Source organism: Desulfurella sp. (genome assembly GCF_023256235.1).
Taxonomy (GTDB): domain Bacteria; phylum Campylobacterota_A; class Desulfurellia; order Desulfurellales; family Desulfurellaceae; genus Desulfurella.
This window is the reverse complement of sequence record NZ_JAGDWY010000064.1, coordinates 1-8,561: the sequence shown is the minus strand read 5'-3', so window position 1 is coordinate 8,561 and position 8,561 is coordinate 1. Positions and strand designations below refer to the sequence as shown.

The window sequence follows — 8,561 nt, the reverse complement described above, 5'->3', positions numbered from 1 at the left end:
CTAAGAATAAGTGCTCAAGAAGCAAAGTGGATATTGAAGGAAAAGGGGTTTATATAAATAGGGCTTGGGAACCGTTTGGGCCATTCATTATTCTGTGCCAAACCTGAATGAAAATGTCTCTAAAATTCACATTTTCGCATAAAGCGTAATTTCAACTTTCTATAAACTCTTCAATTTTTATATCAGCTTGTTTAAGTATAGCTTTTAAAGTGCCTTCAGGGACATCTCCTGGATGATTTGGAATTGTTGTATATTTGTTTGTTTTTGGATTATACCAGATTTCGTGACTGCCAGCTGCCTGTCTTGCAAACTCAAAACCAAACTTTTTTAATCTTTTTACAACATCTCTATATTTAAAACCAGACAATCTACCCACTACTTATAAACCTACAATAATTGGGATTTGAAGATTGTTGTAAACAATTTCTTCTTCGCTAAAATCTTTATTTTGAAGCTCTATCAATTTTTTAGCTACATCTCTTGCTATTTCAATAGTTTCCTCAATTGTTCTGCCTTGGGCAATAAGACCTTGAATATCATCAGATGTTGCAAGATAAAAACCTTCTGGAAGTTTTTCTATTTTGATATTTATAAGTTTTTCCATAGTTCAACCTCCTTAATTTTAATCTACTGCTTTTAATTCTTATGTCAATTTATTTTTGCAAAAGTGCCTTAAAACTACTTTACAGTTTGTCCATACACGCAATCTAAGGGCTCGTAGAGCTCATCTTCGGACTCATGTAATAAAAACCCATCACCCAACTCTAAATACGCTCAAATTTTGCGTGTATTTAGATGTGGCTTATTTTTTCTACGTTGCAGCAGCCCATTCATCCGCTTCTTTAACTATAGCTGCAACTTTTGATAATTTTACATCAAAATCGAATTTGTGCTGTGTGTACATAATATGCTTTAAATATATTTGATCTTCTAACGATAGAATATTGTAGTCTTGAAAGTATTCATTTAAAAGTTCAACGCCTAAATTTTTATGTCCAAGCATATCTCCTTTGCTTGTGTATTGATATACGAAAGTTTCTCCTGTTTTTGTATAAGCTTTTGTTTTTCCTATATCATGTAGTAAAGCACCCGTAATTGCAAAATCTTGCTCTTTCTGAGAAAGACCCAATGAGCTTTCTAAAGCTTTCCTTGCTGTTTTTATAGTATGTATTATAAGTCCGTGTTTAAAACTATCGTGACTTCTAATAGATGCTGGAAACACACTGAATTTACTTATCAAATTTGCATTTAAAAAAACCTTTTTAATAAATTCATGTAAAGATTCATCTTTAATGAAATCAATTATTTTATGAAGTTCTATTATGTATTGCTTTGCTTTATTAGAAAAATAAACAGTGTCAAATAAGCTTTCAATACAATATGGCATTGTTTCAAACGAGTTTATCTTTAAACTTTTGTCTATTAATACACAATCTATAAGTTTTACATAAGTGTTTTTTGCAATACTACTGTGCTCATTAAAGATAATACCATATCTTACATTTTCTCTTCCAAATAATCTAAGTCTTTTATACATTTTACCGTTTATTGTTGTATGTTTATAAACATCAGAAATAAAAGTAAAGTCTACCATAAAAACACCTCCTGTGTATTCCTATTAATCGGAATACACACATATAATATTCCGTTTATACGGAATGTCAAGTTGAAAAAATTTATTTTTTTATCTATAATAAAAATATGGACATTGGAATTAAATTATCCGCTCAAGCCATAAAACAGATAAAAGATAGGTATTCTACCTATGATTTATCAAAATACCTGAACCACGATTTAGCCTCTAGGCTTCTAAAAGGTGATGCAAACATAACACTTAAGAATTTTGTAAAACTGTGTATACTTATGGACTGGGATATACCACCTCAATTGGAAGTAATACAAAAAAACAATAATACTGATTAGACTATTTGTTTGCTTGTAGGGCCCAGAAAAAACGTTTAAAAAAACCTTTATTTTTTACTTTTTGATACTCTTCTAAAAGTCCTTGTAAACGTCCAACTTCAAACATTGCCTTTGCCAACTTATCTTGTGCTTCGCTTGCAACTTCTACTGGTACAAGCGATTGGCTTGTCATCATAAGTCCATAATTAACTAATTTTGCAAACGTGTCCATATCAGAACTTAAACCTTCCTTGCTTTTAAACTCTTCATACTTTTTTAGAGTATCAGGGGTCATCACAAAACATTTCTGCTTATTTTCTGCCATTTAAAAGCCTCCATGGTATAAAATTGTAAAACATTTTCTATAATTTTATACCATTTTAGTTTAAAATATTATTTTGTCAATAAAAATTAGTACCAACAATTGTATACCATGTTAAAGAATATTAGACTTTTAAATGACAGTTTTGATAGTTTGTTTTGCGTTCTTTTGATTATGTATGCTATTTTAACCTGAGTTCGATTTAAGCAGCCTCCAACATATCAGAGTATCTTCTTATAGATGGTTTCTTTGGCAAATAGGTATATGCTATTAGAGCACACAAGCAGTTGGCAAAAGCATTAATAGGACTTTTTGTGTCTTGTGTGTTCCAGCTGCAGCGTATTTTTGAGTTCATCGTTTACGGTTTCAATAATTGCTCTTTTTCTAAGCAATATTTTGTCTTCAAGAAACATAAGCTTGTTTTTTATGTTCTTTCTTTAGTCTGTTGCACACATAATCCAGATAAAAATACTTGAAGTTTCTGTAGTGTGATAAATGGAATAAGATCATTATCGTCATTACTTCACTTTCAGATAGTTTGTATGGTCTGTTTTTCTTTTTTGTTTTTTCTGAAGCAATTACAAACTTATTAAGTTAGGGTTTTTATTGTTAGCAAGCAAAAATTGTTCCAGAGTTATATCGAACTCAGGTTAAAATAGTCTAAATATAGCTTATTTTGGCAGGCAATACAGACATATTTACTCCTTGATTTTAGCAAATTGAGTGTAAGTCCTCTTGTTACTTTTCCAAAATGATTTCTCGCAAAATTCCAGGTGTTCAGCAATCTTTGGAAAGTGGTATGTATTCTATACTCTCTAAGTTTTAACTTTAAAAAATTGACAAAGTATTCATATTAGTTATAATTTTAATTTAAAGTTAAATTTTAACGGAGGTTTATGCTTTATGGCAGAAGCAACCCTGGACCAAAAAAGAATGTTAAAAGCAGCTTTTTTAACTTTTTTTATTGATATGTTTGATGTATATCTTCCAATTACAGTTTTAGCTCCAGCGATGGAACATTTTGTTCCAAAATCGCTACCCGTTTCAGAGGTATCTACAATCTACTTTTTAATTTTCACTGCTACATTAATTGGACGACCTGTTGGGGCATTCCTTTTTGGGCATTACTCTGATGCTATAGGACGAAAAAAAATGGGGTTGATATCTATTAGCGGCTTTAGTGTTGTTACTTTACTGCTAATTTTTATTCCTGGGTTTCAAACACTTGGATACATTACTGTAACTCTTTTTATTTTATTAAGATTTATAGATGGTATTTTTTTAGGTGGTGGATACACAAGCATCGTACCATTAGCCATAGAAAATGCTCCTAAAGAAAAAAGAGGCTTATGGGGTGGAATTATTGGCTCAGGGTATCCTGTGGCTTTTGTTATAATTTCAATTATTACTTTAATAGCATTGAAAATTTTTCCAAAAGAAGGATATCAAGTTTATGGGTGGAGAATAATATTTGTGATTGGTGTTTTACTTGGAGTATTTATTGTTTATTACATTCACAAGCTTGTCCCGGAATCAACTATCTGGTTAAAAGTTCAAGATAGAACAAAATCACCATTAAAAGAGCTTTTTAGTGGTAAAAACTTTGTAAGTTTACTTCAGGTTTTGCTCTTAATGCTAGGTTTATGGTTTCAAATTATGGTAGTTGCTGGTACAATGAGTATTGTTTTTATAAAACAACTAAATATTAGCCCTACTTTAACAACCACAGTTACGCTTGTTTCATATCTCTTTTTGATAGGTGGATATATTTCGGCTGGATGGATAAGCCAAAAAATTGGTAGAAAAACAGCTTTTATTATTTTAGGTCTCCTTATAGGATTTTTTACTTCACTATTATATTATCTTTTAATAGCAGGAATGTACAAGAATATGTTTATACTGTTCTTATTCTCGGCACTGATAGTTACTGTTTCCGGTATGGCATGGGGAATTGTGCCTTCTTATATTAACGAAAGATTCCGAACATCAGTAAGAGCCTCTGCATATGGTGTTGGCTACACATTGTCTATATTAATTGCATCATTTTATTCTTTCTACATGCTTGCCCTAAAAGCCATAGTGCCTTATAAATACACCCAGATTGTTTTGCTTGTGTTTGCTGGAATATTAGTTGTAATAGGAGCAATGTTGGGACCAGAAACAAAAGAAGTTAATATGGAACAATAAAGGAGGATTAAGATGGATCTTTACAACCTTTCTCCTGATGAAATAAGACTTAAAATAAGAAAAGGTGAATATACACAGCAAACAAGCGGTTTATGCAAAGGGTACACTCAAGCAAATTTGGTAGTTTTACCAGAAAAATATGCATTAGATTTTTTTACTTTTGCTCAAAGAAATCCAAAACCCTGCCCTTTGCTTGACGTTACAGAAAAAGGTGATACTCATCCAAAACTCATAGCGCCACAAGCAGACATAAGAACAGATATACCTAAATATAGAGTTTATAAAAAAGGCGAACTTATTGGAGAATACACAGATATTATAGATTTTTGGGATGATAATATGTATGCTTTTTTATTAGGATGTAGTTTCACTTTTGAAAATGCTTTGTTAAATGGTGGTATTCCGGTAAGACACATAGAAGAAAACCGGAATGTACCAATGTATATTACAAACATTGAATGTATACCAGCAGGTATTTTTAGCGGTCCACTAGTCGTTTCTATGAGACCTATTCCTTATAATCTAGTAGTAAAAGCTGTTCAAATAACTTCTAGATTTCCCCAAGTACATGGGGCACCCATTCATATTGGAGATCCAGAAAAAATAGGAATAAAAAATCTAAATCATCCTGATTTCGGTGATTCAGTAACCATAAATGATAACGAAATACCTGTTTTTTGGGCATGTGGAGTTACACCGCAAGCAGTTGCAATGAAAGCAAAGCCAGATATAATAATTACTCATGCGCCGGGTCATATGTTTATCTCCGACGTTAAAGATGAAAGTTATTCAATATTGTAAAGAAAGGGACTAAAATAATGGGCTTAACAAAATGGCGCTCAATTTTAAGTGGTTTACCAATAACATCAAATAGAGGTTTTGTTGGTTGGAGCAGCGTATCTTTAATAGAATTTGATAATCACTTAGGTTTGTTTGATACTGGAACAGAAGGTTCGCGTGAGATTATTATCAAAAGTTTACAAACAATGAATATAAGTACTATGGATATAGAATTTATTATCCTATCACACCTTCATTTTGACCATTTTATTAATGTTGAATTATTTCCTAGGGCAAAAATTTATACAACTGAACAAGAGTTGAATTATGCACTTTCAAAAGAACCAGAAGAACATAATGACTTTAATTATGTTAAATCTTCAATTAATTTTTTTAAAAACAGTTTTATTATTGTAGACTATGAAACACAAATTTATGGTGGCAAAATAATACATTTGCCAGGGCATACTAAAGGTTCTTTAGGATTTGAAACTGAAAATTGTATATTTGCGGGTGATGCATTAAAATACTTTATTGAAGCCAAAACTGGACAAACAACATACGCTTATTATAACAAAGAGTTAGCGGATAATTCAATTAAAAAAATATTATTAAAAAACAAGATTATTGTACCTGGCCACGATCCTGCTTTTAAATTTGAAAATGATAGTATTATTTCGTTATATGATGCTTCTGTTGAAATTTATAAAAGAAGGGATTCATTTGTAAATATAACTATAAAAGATATATAAGAGGCCATTATGTTTGCCATTGATTTAAATTCTGATATTGGAGAAAGTTTTGGTGTTTATAAAATTGGCTCTGATGAAAAGTTAATTAATTATATAACGTCAGCTAATATAGCTTGTGGATTACACGCAGGTGATCCAATTGTCATGAATAATACTATCTTAATAGCAAAAAATCACAATGTTAGTATTGGTGCTCATCCTAGTTATCCTGATTTGCAGGGATTTGGAAGAAGGAATATGATTTTATCTGTAGAAGAAATTGAATATTTTGTCTTATACCAGTTAGGCGCATTATACGCGTTTTGTAGGTCAAATAATGTAGAATTAAAACATGTAAAAGCTCATGGTGCTTTGTATAATATGGCTTCTAAAGATATAAATATAGCAATTGCTGTTGCAAATGCTGTTAAAAAATTTGATGACAAATTAATATTTGTTGGATTATCAAACTCTAAACTTATAGAAGCTGGAGAAAGATTTGGGTTAAAAACAGCTCGTGAAATATTTGCAGATAGAATGTATGATGAAAATGGTTTTTTGGTATCAAGAAAAATATCCGGTTCTGTTATAGATAATATCGATTTGGTAATTGAGAGAGCTATTAATATGATTAAATACCAAAAAGCAACTAGCATAAATGGTAAAATCATTAACATAAAAGGCGATACAATATGCATCCATGGTGATAATCCAAAAGCAAAAGACCTTGTGGAGTATTTACGCGAAGCATTTAAAAGAAATAATATAGATATATTGCCCCTTTCAGAAATAATAAAATGAGTTTTTTAAAAAAAGCAAGATTTCTGCCAGCAGGTGACAAAGCTTTAGTTGTTGAATTCGGTAATGAAATATCAGAAGAAATAAATAATATTGTTATCAATTTGAGCTTCTTTATTGAAACATTAAATCTACCTGAAATAGAAGAAGTTGTACCTACTTATCGCTCTTTATTAATCTATTACAATCCAACTCGCTCGAATATTATTGAACTTAAAGAAAAAATAGAAGGTTTAATTGAAAACTTAACTATGATAAAACCTAAAGAACCAAAAACTTTTTTTGTACCTGTATTATATGGAGGAGAATTTGGTCCCGATCTATCTTTTGTTGCTGAATTTAATAATATAAGCGAATCCGAAGTCATACGATTACATACTAGTGTTAAATATAAAATTTACATGATCGGATTTGCTCCAGGATTTCCTTATCTTGGAGGAATGTTAGAAAAAATATCTACTCCGCGACTAGAAACGCCACGCAAACTTGTTAAAGCAGGATCTGTTGGTATAGCAGGCAAACAAACCGGCATTTATCCAATTGATGATCCTGGTGGTTGGAGAATTATTGGCAGAACTCCAATAAAAATATATAATCCATTAAATGATCCCCCCGTATTATTTTTACCAGGCGATTATATAAAGTTTGAAGCAATTTCACACAATGAATACGATCAAATTGTAAAACAAGTTGAGTTGGGAAAGTATAAAATTGTATCGGTATATCAAAAATGAAATTATTAGTTAAAAAACCAGGGCTATTTTCTTCAATCCAAGATCTCGGTAGAAAATCTTACCAAAAATATGGAATATCACAATCTGGAGCTTTAGATGAATATGCTTTTATTTTGGCCAATATGCTTTTAGGTAATGATGAAAAAGAAGCGGTTTTAGAATTAACTTTTCTGGGTGCTGAATTTGAAGTTTTGGAAGGAGGTACAATATCAATAACAGGTGCAGATATGTCTGCTAAGGTTAACAACAAAACCGTTCCTATGTGGGAAACAATAGAACTTTCAAAAGGAGATACTCTTACTTTTGAATTAGCCAAAGAAGGATGCAGAACATATATAGCTCTAGGAGGCGGCATAGATTCAATACCAATATTAGGTAGCAGGTCCACCTATATAAGAGCAAAGTTAGGTGGATTAAATGGCGATATTATAAAAGAAGGCGATGTTATAAAATCTAAATCATGTTTGAATAAAAATAAATACCGCCTTCCAGAAGAGTTTATTCCTAAATATTCAAAAGATAATATTATTAGAGTAATATTGGGACCACAATTAAATTATTTTACAGAAAAAGGTATTAAAACTTTTTTGAATGAAAAATTTATATTTACTAACGATATGAATCGCATGGCATGTAGGCTCTATGGTCCATCAATTGAACATAAATTAAATGCAAATATTATTTCAGATGGTACGCCAAATGGAGCTATTCAAGTACCAGCAGATGGCAAACTTATTATTCTTTTAAATGACAGACAAACTACTGGAGGTTACCCAAAAATTGCCTGTGTCGTAACTGTGGATATTCAGAAAATTGCTCAAGCACAACCAAATGACACTTTAAGTTTTAAACCAATTTCTGTTATTAAAGCCCATCTGCTATATAAAAACTACTTAAACAATCTAACTCAAATAAGGAAAGTATTAAATTTGCTATCTGAGTAAAAATTTTTTATGTTTGTATTTTAATTCCAACCTTGACTAAGTTAGTCCCTTTTACAATTTACGGTATTAAATGCTATTATAACAGAATTTTTTATATTGTAATTATTTTCCCGACTTCATCACTTTTCCACCCAAAACCCATTCTCTACAGGGTTTTTGTTTT

General features: G+C 31.0%; 11 protein-coding genes and 2 pseudogenes. 7 read left to right on the top strand and 6 right to left on the bottom strand.

Translation table 11 applies throughout. From position 1 onward, the window contains the following. Positions 1-151 precede the first annotated feature (151 nt). The 3 genes from Q0C22_RS06705 to Q0C22_RS06695 all read right to left on the bottom strand — a co-directional run bounded on the left by Q0C22_RS06705 (position 152) and on the right by Q0C22_RS06695 (position 1,594). Positions 152-376, bottom strand: a complete 225-nt coding sequence (locus Q0C22_RS06705; protein WP_367172123.1) for a type II toxin-antitoxin system HicA family toxin — start codon at positions 374-376, stop codon at positions 152-154. A gap of 3 nt (positions 377-379) precedes the next feature. Continuing rightward, positions 380-604: a hypothetical protein gene (locus Q0C22_RS06700; protein WP_291493041.1), complete on the bottom strand. Its 225-nt coding sequence runs from the start codon at positions 602-604 to the stop codon at positions 380-382. Between the two features lie 207 nt (positions 605-811). Next, positions 812-1,594 (bottom strand): HD domain-containing protein, encoded by a 783-nt coding sequence (locus Q0C22_RS06695; protein WP_291493039.1) that lies wholly within the window; start codon positions 1,592-1,594, stop codon positions 812-814. Positions 1,595-1,701: 107 nt separating this feature from the next. Between Q0C22_RS06695 and Q0C22_RS06690 the strand changes: the two genes are divergently transcribed. Further along, on the top strand, positions 1,702-1,923 hold the full coding sequence (locus Q0C22_RS06690) for a hypothetical protein (RefSeq protein ID WP_291493037.1): 222 nt from the start codon (positions 1,702-1,704) through the stop codon (positions 1,921-1,923). A gap of 1 nt (position 1,924) precedes the next feature. Here Q0C22_RS06690 and Q0C22_RS06685 read toward each other — a convergent pair whose 3' ends face one another. The 3 genes and pseudogenes from Q0C22_RS06685 to Q0C22_RS06675 all read right to left on the bottom strand — a co-directional run. Further along, positions 1,925-2,227, bottom strand: coding sequence for a hypothetical protein (locus Q0C22_RS06685; protein WP_287005619.1), 303 nt, complete (start codon positions 2,225-2,227; stop codon positions 1,925-1,927). 199 nt (positions 2,228-2,426) lie between these two features. After that, a pseudogene (locus Q0C22_RS06680) lies at positions 2,427-2,661 on the bottom strand (transposase); the annotation flags it as partial. A 22-nt stretch (positions 2,662-2,683) separates the two neighbouring features. Next, positions 2,684-2,785: pseudogene (locus Q0C22_RS06675) on the bottom strand (IS982 family transposase); the annotation flags it as partial. A gap of 342 nt (positions 2,786-3,127) precedes the next feature. On the opposite strand from Q0C22_RS06675, the gene Q0C22_RS06670 reads away from it, so the two are divergent. The 6 genes from Q0C22_RS06670 to Q0C22_RS06645 are packed head-to-tail and all read left to right on the top strand — an operon-like array spanning position 3,128 to position 8,398. Then, positions 3,128-4,411: an MFS transporter gene (locus Q0C22_RS06670; RefSeq protein WP_291493034.1), complete on the top strand. Its 1,284-nt coding sequence runs from the start codon at positions 3,128-3,130 to the stop codon at positions 4,409-4,411. A 12-nt stretch (positions 4,412-4,423) separates the two neighbouring features. Beyond that, positions 4,424-5,212, top strand: coding sequence for a putative hydro-lyase (locus Q0C22_RS06665; protein ID WP_291493032.1), 789 nt, complete (start codon positions 4,424-4,426; stop codon positions 5,210-5,212). A gap of 17 nt (positions 5,213-5,229) precedes the next feature. Then, positions 5,230-5,943: an MBL fold metallo-hydrolase gene (locus Q0C22_RS06660; RefSeq protein ID WP_291493030.1), complete on the top strand. Its 714-nt coding sequence runs from the start codon at positions 5,230-5,232 to the stop codon at positions 5,941-5,943. A gap of 9 nt (positions 5,944-5,952) precedes the next feature. Beyond that, complete coding sequence (locus Q0C22_RS06655) at positions 5,953-6,723, top strand: 5-oxoprolinase subunit PxpA (RefSeq protein WP_291493028.1); 771 nt, start codon at positions 5,953-5,955, stop codon at positions 6,721-6,723. After that, positions 6,720-7,454, top strand: coding sequence for a 5-oxoprolinase subunit PxpB (pxpB, locus tag Q0C22_RS06650; RefSeq protein WP_291493025.1), 735 nt, complete (start codon positions 6,720-6,722; stop codon positions 7,452-7,454). The genes Q0C22_RS06655 and pxpB overlap by 4 nt, the downstream gene beginning before the upstream one ends. Beyond that, complete coding sequence (locus Q0C22_RS06645; RefSeq protein ID WP_291493020.1) at positions 7,451-8,398, top strand: biotin-dependent carboxyltransferase family protein; 948 nt, start codon at positions 7,451-7,453, stop codon at positions 8,396-8,398. The genes pxpB and Q0C22_RS06645 overlap by 4 nt, the downstream gene beginning before the upstream one ends. Positions 8,399-8,561 lie beyond the last annotated feature (163 nt).

What these genes read in the sequence shown, in the direction of transcription:
- Q0C22_RS06700 (WP_291493041.1), bottom strand. Translation starts at nt 604, where the DNA reads ATGGAAAAACTTATAAATATCAAAATAGAAAAACTTCCAGAAGGTTTT.
- Q0C22_RS06695 (WP_291493039.1), bottom strand. Translation starts at nt 1,594, where the DNA reads ATGGTAGACTTTACTTTTATTTCTGATGTTTATAAACATACAACAATA.
- Q0C22_RS06690 (WP_291493037.1), top strand. Translation starts at nt 1,702, where the DNA reads ATGGACATTGGAATTAAATTATCCGCTCAAGCCATAAAACAGATAAAA.
- Q0C22_RS06685 (WP_287005619.1), bottom strand. Translation starts at nt 2,227, where the DNA reads ATGGCAGAAAATAAGCAGAAATGTTTTGTGATGACCCCTGATACTCTA.
- Q0C22_RS06670 (WP_291493034.1), top strand. Translation starts at nt 3,128, where the DNA reads ATGGCAGAAGCAACCCTGGACCAAAAAAGAATGTTAAAAGCAGCTTTT.
- Q0C22_RS06665 (WP_291493032.1), top strand. Translation starts at nt 4,424, where the DNA reads ATGGATCTTTACAACCTTTCTCCTGATGAAATAAGACTTAAAATAAGA.
- Q0C22_RS06660 (WP_291493030.1), top strand. Translation starts at nt 5,230, where the DNA reads ATGGGCTTAACAAAATGGCGCTCAATTTTAAGTGGTTTACCAATAACA.
- Q0C22_RS06655 (WP_291493028.1), top strand. Translation starts at nt 5,953, where the DNA reads ATGTTTGCCATTGATTTAAATTCTGATATTGGAGAAAGTTTTGGTGTT.
- pxpB (WP_291493025.1), top strand. Translation starts at nt 6,720, where the DNA reads ATGAGTTTTTTAAAAAAAGCAAGATTTCTGCCAGCAGGTGACAAAGCT.
- Q0C22_RS06645 (WP_291493020.1), top strand. Translation starts at nt 7,451, where the DNA reads ATGAAATTATTAGTTAAAAAACCAGGGCTATTTTCTTCAATCCAAGAT.